At 59.5% G+C, this 18,687-nt stretch carries 14 protein-coding genes; 4 read left to right on the top strand and 10 right to left on the bottom strand.

Annotated features, from left to right (window positions below):
* Nucleotides 1-3 precede the first annotated feature (3 nt).
* The 3 genes from OU694_RS08440 (at nucleotide 4) to OU694_RS08430 (ending at nucleotide 4,468) form a co-directional block, all read left to right on the top strand.
* Entirely contained in the window at nucleotides 4-885 is an 882-nt protein-coding gene (locus OU694_RS08440; RefSeq protein WP_308910542.1) for a peptidylprolyl isomerase, read from the top strand.
* A complete protein-coding gene (locus OU694_RS08435) occupies nucleotides 882-1,871 on the top strand; it encodes a HupE/UreJ family protein (protein ID WP_308910541.1) in 990 nt (329 codons plus the stop codon). Before OU694_RS08440 ends, OU694_RS08435 begins: the two co-directional genes overlap by 4 nt.
* Before the next feature lie 158 nt (nucleotides 1,872-2,029).
* Entirely contained in the window at nucleotides 2,030-4,468 is a 2,439-nt protein-coding gene (locus OU694_RS08430) for a TonB-dependent receptor (RefSeq protein ID WP_308910540.1), read from the top strand.
* Nucleotides 4,469-4,864: 396 nt separating this feature from the next.
* Here the strand turns inward: OU694_RS08430 and OU694_RS08425 are convergent, their stop codons facing one another.
* From OU694_RS08425 to OU694_RS08385, 9 genes are read right to left on the bottom strand one after another with little or no spacing between them, the layout of a single operon-like run.
* On the bottom strand, nucleotides 4,865-5,785 hold the full coding sequence (locus tag OU694_RS08425; protein WP_308910539.1) for an alpha/beta hydrolase fold domain-containing protein: 921 nt from the start codon (nucleotides 5,783-5,785) through the stop codon (nucleotides 4,865-4,867).
* Nucleotides 5,785-7,290 carry an FGGY-family carbohydrate kinase gene (locus OU694_RS08420; protein WP_308910538.1) on the bottom strand — a complete coding sequence of 502 codons (1,506 nt, stop codon included), beginning with the start codon at nucleotides 7,288-7,290 and terminating at the stop codon, nucleotides 5,785-5,787. Before OU694_RS08420 ends, OU694_RS08425 begins: the two co-directional genes overlap by 1 nt.
* A 4-nt stretch (nucleotides 7,291-7,294) precedes the next feature.
* Nucleotides 7,295-8,803: a hypothetical protein gene (locus tag OU694_RS08415; protein ID WP_308910537.1), complete on the bottom strand. Its 1,509-nt coding sequence runs from the start codon at nucleotides 8,801-8,803 to the stop codon at nucleotides 7,295-7,297.
* A gap of 11 nt (nucleotides 8,804-8,814) precedes the next feature.
* A complete protein-coding gene (locus OU694_RS08410) occupies nucleotides 8,815-9,897 on the bottom strand; it encodes a glycoside hydrolase family 172 protein (protein ID WP_308910536.1) in 1,083 nt (360 codons plus the stop codon).
* A 21-nt stretch (nucleotides 9,898-9,918) separates the two neighbouring features.
* Complete coding sequence (locus OU694_RS08405) at nucleotides 9,919-12,201, bottom strand: M28 family peptidase (protein WP_308910535.1); 2,283 nt, start codon at nucleotides 12,199-12,201, stop codon at nucleotides 9,919-9,921.
* Nucleotides 12,198-12,707 carry a TRAP transporter small permease gene (locus OU694_RS08400; RefSeq protein WP_308910534.1) on the bottom strand — a complete coding sequence of 170 codons (510 nt, stop codon included), beginning with the start codon at nucleotides 12,705-12,707 and terminating at the stop codon, nucleotides 12,198-12,200. The genes OU694_RS08405 and OU694_RS08400 overlap by 4 nt, the downstream gene beginning before the upstream one ends.
* Nucleotides 12,694-13,707 carry a TRAP transporter substrate-binding protein gene (locus tag OU694_RS08395; protein WP_308910533.1) on the bottom strand — a complete coding sequence of 338 codons (1,014 nt, stop codon included), beginning with the start codon at nucleotides 13,705-13,707 and terminating at the stop codon, nucleotides 12,694-12,696. Before OU694_RS08395 ends, OU694_RS08400 begins: the two co-directional genes overlap by 14 nt.
* Nucleotides 13,707-14,990: a TRAP transporter large permease gene (locus OU694_RS08390; protein ID WP_308910532.1), complete on the bottom strand. Its 1,284-nt coding sequence runs from the start codon at nucleotides 14,988-14,990 to the stop codon at nucleotides 13,707-13,709. Before OU694_RS08390 ends, OU694_RS08395 begins: the two co-directional genes overlap by 1 nt.
* Nucleotides 14,991-14,998: 8 nt before the next feature.
* On the bottom strand, nucleotides 14,999-16,468 hold the full coding sequence (locus OU694_RS08385) for a M81 family metallopeptidase (RefSeq protein ID WP_308910531.1): 1,470 nt from the start codon (nucleotides 16,466-16,468) through the stop codon (nucleotides 14,999-15,001).
* A gap of 226 nt (nucleotides 16,469-16,694) precedes the next feature.
* Between OU694_RS08385 and OU694_RS08380 the strand changes: the two genes are divergently transcribed.
* Entirely contained in the window at nucleotides 16,695-17,975 is a 1,281-nt protein-coding gene (locus OU694_RS08380; RefSeq protein WP_308910530.1) for an FAD-dependent oxidoreductase, read from the top strand.
* On the opposite strand, the gene OU694_RS08375 is transcribed toward OU694_RS08380, so the two are convergent.
* The gene (locus tag OU694_RS08375; RefSeq protein WP_289505411.1) at nucleotides 17,972-18,616 is read right to left on the bottom strand and encodes a helix-turn-helix domain-containing protein; all 645 of its coding nucleotides are present in this window, start codon (nucleotides 18,614-18,616) and stop codon (nucleotides 17,972-17,974) included. The two genes, OU694_RS08380 and OU694_RS08375, sit on opposite strands and share 4 nt — an antisense overlap.
* Nucleotides 18,617-18,687: the final 71 nt, after the last annotated feature.

Genomic DNA, 18,687 nt, shown 5'->3' with positions numbered 1-18,687 from the left:
GACATGGGGAAATTACTGAGGGAACCGCTACTGCATTTTCTTCTGGCCGGAGGGCTTCTCTATGGCCTGTATGCGACGGTGGCGCCTGAGAAGGGCGAGGAACCCGGTGTGATCATTGCTGACCGGGAGGCGCTCATCGCCTTCATGGAATACAGGGCCAAGATCTTCGATCCCGAAACCTTCGCCCTGCAGTATGACGCCCTGTCACCGGCGTTTCGTCAGAAGCTTGCTGACGACTATGTTGACGAGGAAATCCTCTATCGCACCGCCAAGGGGCTAGGGCTGGAGAATGGCGACTATGTGATCCGCCAGCGCCTGATCCAGAAGCAGCGTTTCCTGATCGAGGATGTGACCGAGGCCGTGCCGTCGGAAGCCGCACTGGCGGCCTACCATGCGGCAAACGCCGCCCGCTACGCTGTGCCCGGCTCCATCACCTTTGCCCATGTCTTCTTCGATGTAGAAGCGCGAGGCGACGAGGCGGCACAAGCGGCAGCGAAGGAAACCCTTACCTTGCTCAATGGCCGCCGTGCCGGGTTCGAGGCTGCGACCGGGGCAGGCGACCGTTTTCCATGGCTCACCAATTATGTAGAGCGCACGCCGGATTTTGTCGCCGATCATTTCGGAAGCGAAATGATGACGTCGCTCTTCACTATCGACCCGGATGCCGGCGTGTGGCAGGGGCCATTACGCTCATCCCTTGGTTATCATCTGGTGTTCGTTTCATCCCGCACCGAGCCCCGCATTCCCTCGTTCAAGGAGGTGGAGGCGCATGTGAAGGCCGATTATGAGGACGAGGCTCGCCGCGCCAACGAGCGGAAGGCGCTCGACAAGCTCAGGGAGAGCTATGAAATCCGCCTCGACCTCGGCACGAGTCCTGCTGAATGAGAGGCCTTGGTCTTCTCGCGTTTCTCGCCGCATCGCTTATGGGCTTTGCGGCATCGGCGCATGATGCCCGGCCGCTGTCCGCAACCTTTATCGAAGCGGCGCCGGGCAAGTTTACTTTCGCGCTTGCAGTACCGGAAACAGTGTGGGCGCGGAACCAGCCCTATCTGATGGTGACGGGTTGTCACCTTGCGGATCAGGCGCCATCCAGAGCACCCGTCAAGGCCGAAGGGGTTATGCTGTTACTATGCGCGAATGGTATGGAGGGTGCAGCTATAGAGGTCCGATACCCACTTGCCAATCCCAGCCTCTCGACGCTTATCCAGATTGAACGGGCAGACGGTGCCCGGCTCATCGAGCTGCTGCCGCCGGAAAAAAACAGTTGGACTGTGCCCGTGCGGCCGGAGGCGAGCGCGGTGGCTGCCGATTATTTCAGGCTGGGTATGGAGCATATCTGGCTGGGGCTCGATCACCTGCTGTTTGTTGCCGGTCTGATGGTGCTAGCGGGCGGCTGGAGGCGCATCCTTGTCACCGTCACAGGCTTCACGCTCTCCCATTCGGTGACGCTCGCCCTTGCAGCCCTTGATCTCGTGCGCGTGGCGGTACCGCCGACAGAAGCGGCGATTGCCCTGTCGATCCTGTTTCTGGCGCGCGAACTGGCGCTTCCTGACGAACGTTCGCTTGCCCGGCGCTATCCGGTGGCTGTTTCGGTTTCCTTCGGGCTCCTGCATGGTTTCGGTTTTGCCGCGGTGCTTGCCGAGATTGGCCTGCCACCAGCCCATCTTGTCACCGGGCTTCTGTTCTTCAATGTCGGGGTCGAGGCCGGGCAGCTTCTTTTCATCCTGCTGCTTGCGGCTGGTGCTTCGATTTTCAAACGGTTGACCCATGCGCGCACGGCGCTGACCTTTTCCGGTGCCCGTGTCATGGCCTATGCCATCGGCATTCTTGCAGCCTATTGGTTCTTTGATCGCCTCTCCGGCTTCGCCTGACAAGGCAGGCTCCCGCCAAATGTCTCGAAGTGACAAAACAGTGTCCCCTAGTGTCAAGTGAGGGGGCGCGAGCAGGATTACTCTCCTTCACGAAGGCTTGGGGAAAAGGGCGGGGGGCCCTTCCCCATATCGTGTCAACCAGTCCGGGAGGGTCTTTCATGTCCGAGTTTGTATCTGTCTTTTCGCACCGTTCATTGTTGCGCACGGCTGTTTCGAGCGTTGCACTCATCGCTATGGCCGGCAGTGTTGCAGCACAGGACGAGGATATCTTCGCGCTTGAGGAAATCGTAGTAACCGCCCAGAAGCGGGCAGAAAGCCTGCAGGATGTACCTGTCTCGATTTCTGCCGCGATGGGCGACAAGATCGAAAAGGCTGGCATTTCAGATTTCCAGGACCTGTCGGAAACGATGCCCGGGGTTCATATCAGCCGCGCGGTGAACCACACGCCAATCGCGATCCGCGGCATCAGTTCAGGCGTCAACCGGGCCTTTGACCAGTCGGTTGGCCTCTTCATCGATGGTATCGGCATGGCGCGCGGTCGCCAGTATCGCATGCCCTTCCTTGATATCGAACGGATCGAGGTGCTGCGCGGGCCGCAAGGCGCGCTCTTCGGTAAGAACACCATCGCAGGCGCCCTGAACGTGACCACGGTTTCGCCGGGCGCTGGTGACGATTTCAACGGCTTTGTTGCTGCGAAATACGAACCTTCATCCGAACTGATCGATGTTTCTGGTGCTGCCACCGTACCGCTTGGTGATACGGCTGCCCTCAGGGTCGCTGCGCGTTACGCCGATGCCGATGGCTTTGTGACCAACGTGCCGACCGATACCGACGCCATCCAGCCGGAAGACGCCACGGTGCGGGGTACGCTTGTCTGGACGCCCAGCGACAATTTCAAGGCAAACCTGAAATATACGCACTCGCATTTCACGACGGCCGGGTCGCCCATCGTGCCGTCGCTGTTCACGCTGATCGATGATCCGAAGGCGCCGCTCGATGCGCTGGCTTTTGCCGCCGCCAACTTCGTGGCGCCGGGAATGGCGACCGATACCGACAAGACACATGCCTACACAAGCATCAACCTGTTCGGCCGCGCGAAGGCAGAGAGCACCACCACGACGCTCGACGATTTTGCGGCCACCCTTGACTATAACCTCGCCAGCGGCGGGGAAATCACTTCGGTGACCGGCTATTCGACCTATAAATCGTCGGACGAACAGGACACAGACTTCCTGCCGATCAATCTGCTGTCGCAGTATGACGAGGACGATTTCGACCAATTCAGCCAGGAACTGCGCTACGCTTCACCGGTTGGCGAGACCGTCGAGTATCTCGTAGGCGGCTATTATGAGAATTCCGGCCTCGACAATAATGGTCAGGTGCTGGTGGACAGCTCGATCGGTGGCTTCTCGAACATCGCGCTGGGCATTCCGTCGGTCTTTGCAGCCCAGCTCGGCCCGCTCTATGCCCTGTATCCGATGGTGGTGGCTGGCCGGAACCGGATCTTTACGCTTGATACCGAATCCTATGCAGCGTTCGGCCAGTTCACCTGGAACATGAACGATGCCGTCAGGCTGACGGTTGGCGGCCGCTACACCCACAATAGCCGCGACGCCGCCAAGCAGGTCTGGCTGGCAAGCGATGTGACAAGCACGTCGGCCGCGATCGATACGCCGGACGCCAACCCGCTGCTGGCTGCAGTGTTCCGGCAGGCCTTCGGGACTGTGACCCACGATATCGACGGGCATCGGACCGAGAACCATTTCGACCCGACGGCTACGATCAGCTGGGATGTGAACAACGACGTGATGCTGTTCGCACGTTTCGCACAGGGCCACAAGATGGGCGGCTTCAACGCCTCCGATGACCAGGCCTTCGATGCGGTCACCGGCCAACCGGTTGGCTGGGAGTTCGAGGACGAGCGTGCCCGGACCTATGAAGTTGGCATGAAGAGCACGCTGATGGATGGCCGCGGTCGCCTGAATGCCACAGTGTTCCAGACCGACTATAGCGACCTGCAGGTGACGAGCTTCCAGGGCACCACTTTCTCGGTGTCGAATGCCGCCAACTCGCGCATCCGGGGTCTTGAGGCCGATTTCGAGTTTCGGGCGACCGAAGCCCTGACGATGACAGTCAGCGGGGCATGGCTCGACTTCACCTTCAAGGACTTTACGACAGCCGGCTGCACGGCGGCCCAGATTGCCGCAACTGCGCCGGGCGTTGTCTGCCAGCAGGACCTTTCCGGCCGGACTAATGCCTTCGCGCCCAAGTTCAGCGGGGTAGTGGCAGCCAATTACACGAAGGACATCACGGAAAGTCTTAACCTGACCCTTGATGCAGACGTGAACTACCGTAGCACCTCGTATCTCGTGGACGATCTGGACGAGGCCGGCAAGCAGGATGCTTACGCCAAGATCAATGCCCGTATCGCGATTGCGTCGGTCGATGAAACATGGTCATTGGCCATCTATGGCCGCAACCTCACCGACAAGATCACCCTCAGCTATATCGTCGATACGCCGCTTCTGACCGGTGCCCAGTCGGGTGTGGCCAATGAAGGGCGCACCATCGGCCTTGAGGCCCGCTTCCGGTTCTGACGTCTCCCACGGCAGGATCGATCGCGCATCACTTCTGCCGAAAGCCGGTGCCAGCGTCGCTCCCTGACGCTGGCACTATTCATATTGGAAGGCAGGGTACAATGAAGAGTATCGAGCAAATATGATGGATCTATGGCGCTATCATTGTTCCAGCAACTCCAGCACGAGGACTGCATCGTCATCTGCACCCAATTTCCCTGCGCCAAATTTGCGCCAAGGTCTTGTAACTGGTTGATATAATTATAACTCTGGTGCCGGCAGCGGGCACCAATGACTTTAAGTCATTGATTTTATTTGATTATTTTAAAATTTCGCGTGGGCGCGTCTTCGCGTATCGCCGCTGGGATTGGCGTTGGCATGCGGAAATGGCAAGCTGATATGCGGGCTTTTGGCTCGTCAGCCATGTGATCTGATTACATCGTCAATGAAGCGGCGCATGTTGGCGATGGCCTTTCCGCTTTCAGGGAGTTCGTGGGCGAGGGCAACGAAGGAGTGAAAAAGACCTTCGGTGACCTGCAAACTGCAATCGGCGCCAGCGGCGGTCATTTTTGTCATCAGGCGGCGTAAAGAGGGCAGGAATATCTCCCGCTCACCTGCCTGTATGAGGGTCGGCGGGTGCCACGGCCCGAAGGTGCCCATCAGCGGCGAGGCAATCGGATCGTCATGAGGCAATGTGCCCGCGTAACAGGCAGCACATATCTCGAGATCATCTTTGTAGCGCAGGACCGGATCATCCGCTGAAGGGTCATTGGCCGTCATATCGACCCATGGTGACCACAATATCAGTGCAGCGGGAAGCTGGCTCCCCTGCGTCTTCAGACGCTGTATCGTGGCAAGCGCCAGCCCGCCGCCTGCGGAATCGCCGACAAGGATGGTCCTGTTGTTGAGATGCGGCAGGAGGCGTGCGCATGTCGTCTCGACAATCTCAAGACACGTGCTGAAAGGCGCCTTGGGATAGTCGATGGAAATGACATCGACGCCCAAGCGGCTGGCGAGAGGAGCTGCCGCAAACAGGGTCGAGGCGGCGGAAAAGGCCGTAAAGCCGCCACCATGCAGGAAAGCCAGCTGCAGGCCGTTCATGTCGTGAATGGCCGGGATAATCCTGATCGCCGCTCCTGCTTCATCCATCGGTTCGACGGTGACCGCATTTGTTGCTGCGAGCGCCTTGATTACCGCCGCAGACCGAAGCTGTCCCTGCTTTTCAGCGCGCGCCTGCCATGCCTGCCAGGCCTCAAGGTCTGCGGCAGCCGGCGGAAATGGGCGTTCACTGAACGCAGGAAGTGCGGCAATCCAGGCCTCGGCGGCAGCAGAGGGCATCAGGCGACAGCCTTTCGAAAGTCCTTCTGTGTAATGTAAAGCGCCTTGTAGCGTGCATATGGTTCGGCATAGTCACCGTGAACCGCCATATTCGGCTCAATGGTGCGGGACCGGCGTACCATGGCAGAAACCGCTTCGGTGATGTTCGCATAATGGCCACTGCCAACGGCGGCAAGGATGGCGCTGCCGAGCGCCGGAGCGTCGGGAACTTCGGTCAGCGCAATCGGCTTGCCGATGATGTCAGCATGGATCTGCAGCCAGAGGGGCGAGTTGGTGACTCCTCCGGCGAGGACGATATCATTCAGCGTAAATCCTCCCTTTTCGAAAGTGTCGAGGATGAGACGTGAACCCATCGCCACACTTTCCAGAAGCGCCCGGAACAGATGACCTCGACCGTGCCCCAGTGAGAGGCCAGCGAAGGCCCCGCGCGAATGCGGGTCAGTGAAAGGGGTACGATTGCCCTGAAAATGATCGAGCGCCGTGAGTCCGTTTGCACCTGCTGGAACGGCAGCAGCTTCCTCATCAAGTGTTTTGTAGCTTGTCTCTGCTGCGAGGGTGCGTTTGAACCAGTTGATCGCGGATCCGGTTGAGGCTTGCCCGCCCTCGACCAGATGAAGGCCGGGCAGGAGTGCATTTGCATAGGTGCCCCAGATGCCTTCTCCGGCAAATGGCTTCTCAGACAGGCCAAGATGCAGGTGAGACGAGCCGGTGATGAAAGCAAGGCTGCCCGGCCGGATGACCCCGAGGCCGATCATGCCGATGCCGGCGTCCGCCCCGCCCTGCGAGACTGGCAGGCCGGCCTTCAGGCCAAGATGGTTGGCAGCTTCGGCACTGAGTGGGGCGACCACCTCTCCGAGGCGCACGATTTCCCCGGGCCACTTTGTCGCTAGCTCACCGATGCCGAGGCTGTCGATCAGGCTGGTTGGTTGGCTGCCGTTGGTGACGTCATGATGCCATCGTGCGCTCACGTTGTAGACGCTGGCAACCAGTCGTCCGGTCAGCTTGAGGTTCAGATAGTCCTGATATTCGCAGACATAGGCGGCGCGGGCAAAGGCATCAGGTTCGTTCCGTTTCAGCCATAGCGCCTTCGGAATCATCCACTCGGCGGAAACGGGTCCGCGCCCACCGCTGTTCACCCGAAGAGCCTTGTCACCACTTGCTGCAACCTCATCGGCTTCTTTGGAGGCGCGGACATCCATCCAGATCATTGCCGGCCTTACCGGCTCACCTTCCGTGTCGAGCAAGACGACCGAGCAGTTGGTGGTGTCGACGGCAAGGCCTTTTACCTGATCCGCAGGGATGCCTGCCGCCGCCATTGCCTTGCGGACCGACTGGCCACACCCGGCCCACCAGTCGACCGGGTCCTGTTCTGCATGGGCTGGCGCGGGGAAACGGGTTGTGTAGGGCGTGGCCGCAAACGCGAGGGGGCGCCCGCGGGCATCGAAAATGCCAGCACGGATGCCTTCGGTGCCGCCATCGATTCCGATGAAGTAGGGACCGGCCATGGCGTCAGTTCCCGTCCTTCAGGATACGGACCTTGAAGTTCATGGCCCGGGAAAGCGCCACCATTTCTTCGAAAATGTCGCCATACGCGACGGCGATATGATTGCTCATATAATGGGCCATCAGCGTGTCGCGGCCTATGCCAAGATCGGCTGCCATGAAGGGCCATTCGCGGGTCGTACCCTGCCACCAGACTTCACGGACGTCATCGGGGAGTTCGACTACGTGGCCGGTGCCGATATCCATCCATAGTTCGCCGTCTTGCACATAGGCGCGGGCCCATGTGATGGCTCCTGCCTTGGAAACACCTGCGAACGTGCCACCGGGGATCGGGAAATAGGCCGCAGGCTGACGATAGGAGTGAACGCCTTCAAGCGTGTCGGGATTGTGGTTGAAGGCATAAGCGCCTGAAGATCCCGAGTTGAGCAGTACCCACAGGAACTGACCATCATGTTCGGCCCCCCAGCGGATATCGTGGAAGAACACCGCCTGATGCAGGCCTTTCCGCTTCAGCAGTCGCTTCATCATTTCCTGTGGCAACAGGTTGCCCTGATCAGCTTCCGTCGCTGTGGTGATGACGTCGCCGTTCGATTCCGGGCGGCAGGTCGAATTGAAGAGACCTTCATTGAAGTCTGACGGTGGGCGCGACCCGATCAGGCCAAGCTGATACTGCCAGCCGAGACAGTCGGCTTCGAACTCCTCGATCATGTCGAGGACGGCAAGATAGTCGCGAAGCTGCTCCCTGGTGGCATCAGGCGTAAAGTCACCACCATAATGGAAGGTGACGCCCTTCTCACAGACGAACCTGTAGGCAGCGTCGATGCGTTCATCGGTGACCTTCCTGCCCCGCTCGATGATCCAGGCCTGATCGACCTTGTGCTCGGAGAAGCCGACCTTTGATAGCATGCGCGGGCCGAAATAGCCGTTTGTCATGCCCATCGATGTGTCGCCGAGCATGAGGGCAAGAGGCCGCCGCATCCTGAACTCCGCGAGCACGGCATCAGCCGTTGCACTTGCCGATGCCGAAACCGCAGGGGCTGGCCGGATGGCAGAACGGTCATGCGCGATTGCACCGGTCTTTACCCATTCCTCAAGCTGGTTCATGAAACGATCATCGGCGGTCCAGTCGTCGGCATCGGTCCAGATGCGGCTGGCTTTGCGGTCAACCATTTCAAGGCAGGCAGCGGTATTGAGAAGGCCGACAAGGCCCGGCCATGTGCCATCGAAATTGCTGGCGAGGAGCAGGGGGCTGTCCTTGCCGACCACACCGTCCACCGTGTGGGGGCCATAGACCCAGTGGGAATAGATGCCGATCATTGGCGCATCAATGGGGCCAAGGTGGGTGATGGCTGCATTCGGCTTGGAGAGCACATGAGGCACGCGCGTATGCCGTACGTTCAGCCGGTCAAGCGCTGCTTCCATGCGTGCCGTTGTGGCTTCGATCATTGGCATGGCGAGATTGTTAGGATGCGGGCGATAGTCGCCGGGCCAGAAAAGATGGATGGTTTCAGGCATGATGCATGTCCTCAGGCGTCAATAGAAGCAAGGGTGTCGAGACCAGCAAGGCGTGCGGCCACATCCGGTAGCGGCGGGAGTGGCGCACTTGGCAGCGTTTCGTACCAGAAGGTGGCGATACTCCAGTCGTCCTGCCGCTCATAAAGCTCGGCCTGATACTCGGCGATGGAGTTGGCCCCGGCACCTGGTGAATGGCCCATCTGCTGGATGGTCAGACGGATGTCGGATTGCCAGTAGATAGGGTCCGGGAAATGCCAGCGATACATGGACACGGCCCCTGTATCGGCCATGTCGTCCTTCTCGCGCCAACTGGCGCCGTGATAAAGGAACGGCGTTTGCTGGATGCCCCATGAAAGGCCTACATAATCTTCCGCGCCGGTGCCGACGATGGTGGCAAAATCGCTGTCACCATCAAGGAATACCTTCACTTCACCTTCGCCCCACCAACGGGGATCGTGGGGGATCACGCCAAAAACAGCACCGAGATAGCGACCGCGGCTGCCCGAACGGTTTAGGAATTCGAAGTCTTCCCTTAGAGCCGTCGGGTTCTGGCGCTGGAAGGATACATGCAGATGCGGGGTATCATCGGTGATATCGTCACCGAGTGTATAGTCGATCTGGTAAAAGAGCGGCATGCGGACATCACCCTCATTGGTGATCGTGACCCGGGCATGCTTCGCAAACGGCATCGGAATCCAGGCATTCATCCCGACCTTTTCGCCAACCGAATGAGCGGCAGACTGGAAGGCGGGCGTCTTACCGTGGGCAAAACCAAAAAAGTCACCGACCGGTGTCTCGATCGAGGGATGCGCCTGGCCATTCCAGTAGAAACGCAGGACCACGCCCCGCAACAGCTCTATCTTCGGGTGGCAGGTCATCCAGATATGGCGGATCATGCCCGGACCATCAATGGCAGCAAGCTCGATCGTTTCGCCGGGAAACAAGTGACGTGCCGGGGCACCTTTGCGGCCAATGCCGAGGGGGCTGGCTGCCTTGCCGCCTTCTCCTTTGGCACCGGTGATATTTTCAAAGCAGATGGATCGCGATTGCAGATGGGTCGGGATGTTGAAGGGGTTCGGGTCGCTGAAAATCATGGCGGTGTCTTTCTCATCCGGTCACGGAAGCAGGGGTTTGACGATCAGGGCATGGTCGCCGAAATGAATGGGGGCCGCGTCATCAGGGCGAAGGGCCTGCACGGCAGCGATGTCTTCACTCGGCGGGAGGGCGCCTTGTTCGAAGGCATAAAGGCCGTCGCTTGCAGTCGTTTTAAGGCGCAGTGCAAAGCGTTTTGGCTCGGTCCCGGCGCCTTGCAGGCGCAGCACGATGGGACCCGCAAGCGGCCGGTCAGGAAGGCCAAGTACGAGCTGGTCCTCAATCTTCATGGATGTCACATTGGCGCCGTCCGCGATGCCGAAGCCGGTGTAGATGCGTCCCTCGGGCGACCGGATGGTGCCTTCGATGAGGCGACCATCAGGACCCGACACGTCGTAGGTGATGACGATCTCGGGGCCGGTGAGGCCAAGGTCAATCGTCGGCCTTAAATGGGTCTTGCCCTGTTGCACGCCGTAGCGGGTGATGGGTTGTTGGGCTGTTTCGAAGCCCGCTGCCCTTACAAAATCGAGGTCGGCTGGACCAAGTGTCTGGATTTCCAAGTTAAAGGTGCCGGTCGACAGGTCGGCCAGATAGTTGACGTTCACGCTGCGGGGCCGCGCTGGTGTGTATGCCGGAACGACAAGCGCAGTGATGGTCGCGGCGAACAGGACAACTGCGAGGGCGCGCCCAAGGGGCGGAACGGTCACCCCGTCTTGTGTGAACCAGCCGGCGGCGGCCGCCATGAAAGGCCAGCCCAGCAACAGAAGGGGCAGCATCTTGAAATGGCTGAGCTGGAAATTGAACACGGCCTCAAACATCAGGAAGTGATAGAAAGCCATGTATCCACCCGTCAGAACAGCCAGGCCCGCTGCAAGCGCAACGCTTCGCCGAACGGTCACAAGGGCCGCAATGCCGGCGACAAGGCTCGGAGCGATCAGCAGGTAGGAGACGCCAGGGAGGACCAAGGCAAGTGTCAGTCCGCCGAGGGCGGCAATGATCCACACAACATGAAAAAGCGCTGACGCCCCTGCGCGCCTTGCCGCCGCATGTCCGATGGCCAGTGATACCAGCAAGGCTGCCGCGACCAGGGCGATGCGACCCGGCCATGCATGGGGATGGTCAAGGGGATGAATGTCGCCAAATTGCGATAGCGGGAACGAGAGCAGGTATCCGGAGATGCCGAAGGCAACGGGAACCAACAGGAAGAAGAGGAATGCCCAAGCGCCTTGCCTGAAGCTTATTCCCCGGCGGATGACGAGGGAGGCACCCAATGCAACGAGCGCAATGCCGGCAAGCAGCGATCCTATATGGGCAGGCCACAGAACGAGGGCCCGTCCAAACAGGTCGAAATAGACAGCGTCCTCGTCAGCCCGGGTCACCTCAATCGGCTGGTTGGCCACGGCGCGCACCGCATTGAGCATATTGTCGCCCTGATGCTGGAGGCTTTTCAGGCTGAGCTTGGCGGGATTGTCGCGTGAGGAATGATAAAGTGAGACACCGCCTGAGAAGGCGAAATTGAGCCCCTGTGCGCCCTTCATCTTGTAGATGGTGAAGTCGGTGCCATTTGGCATGCGCTTGTACATCTCGACGATCAGTGACGCACTTACCGGGTTGATGGCTGTTGACCGGAAAGCACGGACAGCTGCGAGGTTGTTGTCCCCGGTCTCGAACATGGTGCTCGGGCCGTCTACTCCGCGAGCTTCGGCGTTGATGACGAAACCGACACGTTCCATCAGCGGGTGGCTGTCGACAAAGGCCATGGCACCGCGCAGGCCCGTTTCCTCGGCATCCGCAAACAGAAGGATGACGTCATTTGCAACGGGGGCAGCTTTAAGGTTGCCGGCGATTTCCAGCATCGCGGCAATGCCTGAGCCTGCATCACCTGCGCCGGGTGCGCCCGGTACGCTGTCATAGTGTGATGTCACAAGCAGGGCCGGTTGCGCTCTGGCGTCGACGGCACTGCCCGGGATGACCGAGATGATATTTTCAACGAAGGAACAGCCGGGGGCGAGCGGCGAACATTTGAACGTGCGCTGTATTTCACTTGTCAGTCCAAGTGCATCGAGCTTCCCTTCGATCCGTTCGCGAACCAAGGCGTTTTCGGGACTCCCGGAGGGGTGTGGTGGTGCGCCGTCGCCAAGGATGTCCGTCAGGGCCGCGTGAGCGCGCACGGCCGAAAAAGCATCGATCGGTGCATCGGCCGGAACGATATCAACCGGTGCGACGACGATGCTCCTGAGCCCGAAAAGAACGAGGAAAAGCAGTGATGTCACAAGAAGCGGGGCCTGACGTATGGCAAGGATCATGAACCTGTTTCCTTAGAAAAATCGTCTTGATCGGCAACAACCAGCACAATGCGGACAAGGGCATAAAGGAGAATGATGGCCATCGTGACCGGAATGATCGCCACGATGACCCCGGTGCTGAAACCGAGTGTTTCGGTTGGACGGTCCAGAAGCCGTTCAACTGTCGCAGGAGCGAACCAGAGGACCGGGCCGATGAAGAGCGCGATGGCGGCAGTCTCTACAATCTGCCGGAGCAGCGCCTGTCTCCGTGTCAGGCCTGGCCGCAGAACCGAGAGCGTGGGGTCCAGCCGGCGGTAATAGGCACAGGTCGCCCCGAGCATTGCCCCCCACACCATGGCGTAACGGGCCAGTTCTTCTGTCCATGCCGGCGGGGAGTTGAAGACATAGCGCGCAACGATTTGCAGGCAGACGCAAACGAGCATGAGAAGCATCGCGGCGAGACCGAGGCCAAGACACAGGCGATCAATCGAGCGCATAATGGCGCGCAGGAGGCTAATGAGAGTCATTCGGCCCCTCCGCAGTATCCTTGATCCAGCGGCCGACCTGTTCAGTCTTGGCCGGGTCGTACCATTTCTGGTCGTAGAAGTTGACCGTTCGATCTTTCCATGTCTGACGTTCAGAACCGCTCGGCTCTACCCAGTCGATGCCGACCCGCGCCAGTGCGTCGCGCTCCTTGGCAATATAGTGACGGTTCCATGTCCTGTTCGCGGTGCGAGCCTCAAGCACTGCGCTATCGAAAACTGCTCGTTCCTCTGGCGTCAGGCTTTCGAGCCAACGGGTCGAGACAACGATCATGCGTCCGGAAGGGCCCATCCTGAGATCGGTGAAATAATCAAGCACGCTGCCGTGCCCGAACATGGTGGCGACGGCAGGGGGGTTCAGGTATCCATCGATCATGCCGGTCTGCAGGCCCTGCGCCACTTCACCCCAGGAAACCTGAACACCACGCACGCCCCAGGCGGCGAACAGCTTCAGGTCCGGCGCACTCAGGAAACGCAGACGGATCTTCTTCAGATCGTCTACAGTGCGCACCGGTACCTTGCGGGTCAGAAGGCCGACCATCGCCCCCGTGTAGGCGATATCCACGAACCTGAAGTCTTGCCCCGCGGCGCTGAGTTCGCTGTTCACCTGAGGGACAAACGGGGTCTGTTCCAGGAACCGGTCCATGTGGTCGTAAGACTGGAAGAGGAACGGCATGGCTATGCCATAATAGGTCGGTGAATGACGTGAAATCTCATCCGGGTTGGTGACATTCATTTCCAGCAGGCCCAGTCGCATCTGGTCCACCCGCTCCTGATCGCCGCCAAGGCTTCCGTTCGGATAGATGCGGATTTCCCTGCCTGTGCGTTCAAATGCCTTGCGGAAGGCATCGACCCAGACATAGACGCCGTTCCTGCTAAGATCGGTCGGTGTGCTGAGCGCGAACTTCACCGGCTCATCGGCGACAGCCACGCCGGGGACGACGAAGGCTGTGTATGCCGCAAGTGCTATGAGAAGACGGCGCATCACAGAAGCCCCATGGCGCGCGGCAGGGCCAGTGTCAGGTCCGGAAAGGCCATGACAAGGATAAGCACGGCGAACTCGGCGATCATGAAAGGGATGAGCCGCCGGACGAGGGCCCAATAGGAGCTGCCGGTGATTGTTGAAACCATCACGATGGCACCACCCATCGGCGGGGTGATTAGCCCGATCGTCAGGTTCAAGCAGACAAGGACACCAAGCTGCACCGGATGGAAGCCTTGCGCAATCGCCTCGGGGATCAATAGCGGGGTCACCATGGCAAGCGCCACCATGAGGTCGATCCCCATGCCCATGACGACATAAACCAGCATGATAAGGATGAGGTATTTGTAGCCTGTCATGTCGGCTGCTTGTACAGCGCCGGCGATGGCTTCCGGTACTTGCGCCAGGGCCATCAGGTAGGCGATGAGCGATCCGGCAGCCAGAATGACGAAAATTGACCCCATCAGAAAAAGGGTGCGCTGCAGGGACGTCAGGAAATCGCCAAGGCTGATCGTGCGCCGCGTGCCCCCGATGACAAGTGCAGCTATGACCGCGAGAGCCCCTGCCTCAATCGGAGTTGTCACCCCGAAGACGATGCCTCCAAGGATGATGGCAGGCAGGCTGAGCGCCGGCAGGGCAAGTCTCAGGGTCGGCCAGAAAGGTGGAATATCTTCCTTTTTTCCACCCGGGTGTCCTTCCTTCCAGGCCAGCCAGGCATTGAGGATGATAAGTGCGAGCGCGAGCAACAGTCCCGGCACAAGGCCGGCCGCAAAAAGGGCCGCTACGTCGGTCGACATGATGGCGCCGTAAAGGATCATGATGATCGACGGCGGAATGATCGGCCCGATTACTGAAGATGCTGCCGTAATGGCGCCCGCATATGTCTTGTCGTATCCCTGCCGCTCCATCTGCGGAACGAGCGTATTGCTGAGGGCGGCAACGTCGGCCGCCGCCGAGCCGCTGATCCCGGCGAAGAAAACAGAAGTCGCGACATTCACATGGCCAAGGCCGCCCCGGAACCGGCCCATCAACAACATCGCAAAATCAACAAGGCTGCGCGTTATACCAGCGCGGTTCATCAGTTCGCCGGCCCAGATGAACAAGGGCATCGCCATCAGGGCAAACACATCCATGCTGGCGAACATGCGCTGCGGGGCGATAGCCAGATATTTTGCGTGATCGGTGAGGAAATAGGCGAGGGTGATCCCCGCGCCAGTCACGTAGGCGACAGCCACTCCACAGATGAGGAGCAAGGCGACGACAGATGCGATGATGAGTGCGACCACGGGCAATCCTACAAGCTGATGTCGTCAAGCGGCCATATCGGCCTGCCGATACGGACATATGGACGCATTTTCGGATTGGCATGAAGGGTGCCGGGCGTATCGACATAGAGGATTGCCGATGCCCTTTCACCAAATCCCGCGAAAAAATGATGTGAGGACTTCACGACGACGATGCCGGTACTCCATGGGTCGATCCCTGCTGTCTCAAAGCCGCGTGGATGGAAAGGCTGCTGGCGGAGATCGTTCAGCAAGATGTGGATGCCGTTGCCCTCGACAAGCGCCGTGCGGCCCAGCGGGCAGGCGGTGCCATCGGCAATATGGGGTTGTTTCGCATTGGTCCGCAAAGCCTTTACAGTCACCGTCATGGTGACTGGTTCGCCAGAGGAAGGGCTGACCTTGCCGCCGATGCCAAGCTCGAGTGTCGCTCCTTCTCCGGCTTCAAAGGCGCGATCGACCATGTCGGGGTCCCAGAAATAGCCGAGCACGGCATCGCGAATGCCGGCCTCAATGAAAGCCGAAAGGATGAAGGTGGAATCCGAAGCTGATCCGCCGCCCGGATTGTCTGCCATATCGGCGACGACAATCGTGCCGTCCACATCCTTCCGGTGGTGACGGAGGCGCTCCACCAGCTCCGACGAAGACAACAGAGTGGCCTGCGCGCATTCCCGAAGGTCAAAGAAAGCACGGCCAAGCTCGGCAGCCATTTCATCACCGGTGACCTTATTATTGTCTGTATAGACGAGCGCGCCAGCTCCAGCTTCAGGAAAATCGCCCCATGGAAAGCCGTGGGCAAGGCTTGCAGTGAGCACGCTCGGCTGCTTCTCAGTGGACGAAAGGCGCTCGACGAGTTCTTTCATGGGCGACCTGACAGTTTCGAACAGGCCGAGGACCGGGACGCGGAAAAAGCTCGGTACTGGCCGTGCCTTCCCTTGTGCCGCGGCTTCGACCAGATGGTACAATTCGCCCGCGCGTTCTGCAAAGTCGGTGTGCGGATACTCCTTGCAAGGCATGATGACCGTCGCATGCGCAAGCATCTGTCGGGTAATGTTGCAATGCAGGTCAAGAAGCACACCGACAGGAATGACGGGCCCGATAATGTTCCGCATGCGGGCCAGGATGTCTCCTTCGCAATCGTCATAACCCTCCGCCATCATCGAACCATGCATCATGACGAGGACGAAATCGACCGGCATCGCTACTTCCAGTTGCCCGAGAATCTCATCGCGCAGGGCTTCGTAGTCCGCGCGCACGCAGGGCGCACTTGGTTGCGCCCCGGCGCAAGTCCCGACGACGATCTCATGGCCGCGCGCGTCTGCTTCACGCACAAAGTCGCCGGCACCTTTGATGGATTCCAGGTGCTGCCGCGGATCACCATGTCCGGGACGATAGAGCCCCGTCTCCTCAAAATTCGCGATACTCGTGGCGACGGGAGAGAAGCTGTTGGTCTCATGTGCGAAATAGAAGGTGAAACACTTCATGCAAAGCCCCCGGCGCGCTGTTTTGGCCCGGGGGTAAGATGACGCACATGAAGCAGGCATTTTCGCCTGCTCGCGAGACTGCGTCCTTCCCTCCCCGGAACGACTGTTAGTTGGACCCTATCATGGCGAAAAATATTTTCAAATATGAAAAATGATGTTTTATTGCTGCAAGGCCGAGTTCCGGATGGACCGGTATTGCAGTTTATTGGCGCGTGGAGGGGATTTGATGAAGGCGATTGTGGTCGGAGCTGGTGTTATCGGGGTTACCGTGGCCTACGAGCTCAATCATGCGGGGTTTGATGTCACGGTCTTCGATCAGGCCGCTGATGCAGCCCTTGGGGCGACTGACGCCAATGGTGGTCTCCTTACCCCCAGCATGTCGGACCCCTGGAATGCGCCAGGGATATGGAAGGATTTGCTGCGCTGGATTGGTCGTGACGACGCACCGATGTTGCTGCGGCTAAGTGCATTTCCACGTATCATTCCCTGGGGCATCCGCTTTCTGATCGCCTCCCGTCCGGATCTGGTTGACCGGGCATCGCGCCTCAATGCCGAACTCGGTCATTTCAGCTTGCAGTGTTTGGACGAGCTCCGGTCGGCGGTAAGGCTGGGCTTTGCCCACAAGTCAGTGGGCACAATGAAGATATATCGAAATTCTGCGGCGCTTGAGGCAGGAGTGGTAAAAAGCGCCAAGATTGCTGATCTTGGCGTTGTGTCTGTACGATTGGATGCAGAGGAGGCAGTGCGTCTGGAGCCCGCCCTGCGGCCAATACGACATGAACTTGCCGGTGCCTTGCATTTCCCGGAAGACCAGTCTGGACATGCGCCACTGTTTGCGCGTGCGCTGGCGCGGCACACCGCAGATGCCGGGGTCACCTATCACTTCTCCTCGCCCGTGAGTGGGCTGCTTGTGGAGCAGGGGCGTGTTGCTGGTGTGCGGCATGAAGGCGGAATTACGCGGGGTGACATTGTTGTTCTGGCTTCCGGTCATGCACTTGGCCTGCTTGCTGCCGACGGCGGGATTCGGGTTCCGGTCAGTCCGGTCAAAGGCTATTCGATAACCTTGCCTGTCGGCCGGGCGACCCCAGGGGCGCAGGCACCGCTACCGGCCATTCCGATGCTGGATGACGATCTGCACGCGGCCATCACGCCTCTTGGTGATCAATTGCGGATCGCGGGAACTGCAGAGTTCGTGGGGTTGGATGCGAGTATCGCAAAGGGACGCGTGGATAACCTCTGCGCGCTGGTGCGCCAGATCCTGCCGGAACATGCAGGCACGTTGCTGACGGGCGATCTTGGCGCGCGCGCAGGCTTCAGGCCGATGAGTGCGGATGGCTTGCCGATCTTCGGTGCGGGCAAGGTGAAGGGAGTATATCTTGCGGGGGGGCACGGCGCGCTTGGTTGGACACAGTCGCTCGGGACTGCGCGGCTGTTGCGGCAAATGATATTGGGGCAGGCGACCGCAATGCCGGTAGCGGCATTCTCGCCGGAACGGTTCAGCCGCTAGCCGACTGCATCCGGTACAGCCTCCTCGAAGCGGGCGGTCATGACATTCAGGATTTTGGCCGGTTTACCGCCAAGAGCGCGCACGTTGTGGCCCATGGTTGAATCGATATACATGCTTTCGCCAACAGAAAGCCTTGTCGGCTCATAAAATTCCGTCTGAACCTCTACCTCGCCTTCGAGAACGAAAATGAATTCCTCGCCCTGATGGCGCACCAGTTCAGGCTCAAGGCCAGCTTCGATCCACATTACGGTGGGCACGAGCCGGCGGTTTCGGAAATCGGCAGCGTGGTGTTCATACAAGGTATGGGTCGTTTGCACGCGCCGGGCCTGGCCGAGGTGAGTGACACTGCGGCGCCCTGTGACCAGCTTCGGGCCGCTTTGGTCGGGCTCCTCGGGGGAAACCAGTTGCATTACATCGAGGTCAAGTGCCTTGCAGACGCTGACCAGCTTCTGGACATTGAGTGACATACCGCCCGTTTCGACCTTCGATAACGTGGAAAGGGGCACATTGCTTGCCTCGCTCAGGTCCTTGAGCGTCATCTTGCGTTCTTTGCGCCGCGCCCGAATCCTGTTGCCGACCTCCAGAAGGAAAATGGACGTTTCAGTCTCATCCCTTTCTTGCATGGATGTCGATGCGATCATGCGTGCCTCCGGCTTTCAATGTCTGTCCGAGCCATTCTCGTTCTTTCGCTTATATATCATCCCATATTTCT

The organism is Pseudokordiimonas caeni (genome assembly GCF_026719705.1).
Classification (GTDB): domain Bacteria; phylum Pseudomonadota; class Alphaproteobacteria; order Sphingomonadales; family Kordiimonadaceae; genus Gimibacter; species Gimibacter caeni.
Note: the sequence above shows the minus strand (reverse complement) of the source record. Positions and strands in the feature narration are given on the sequence as shown.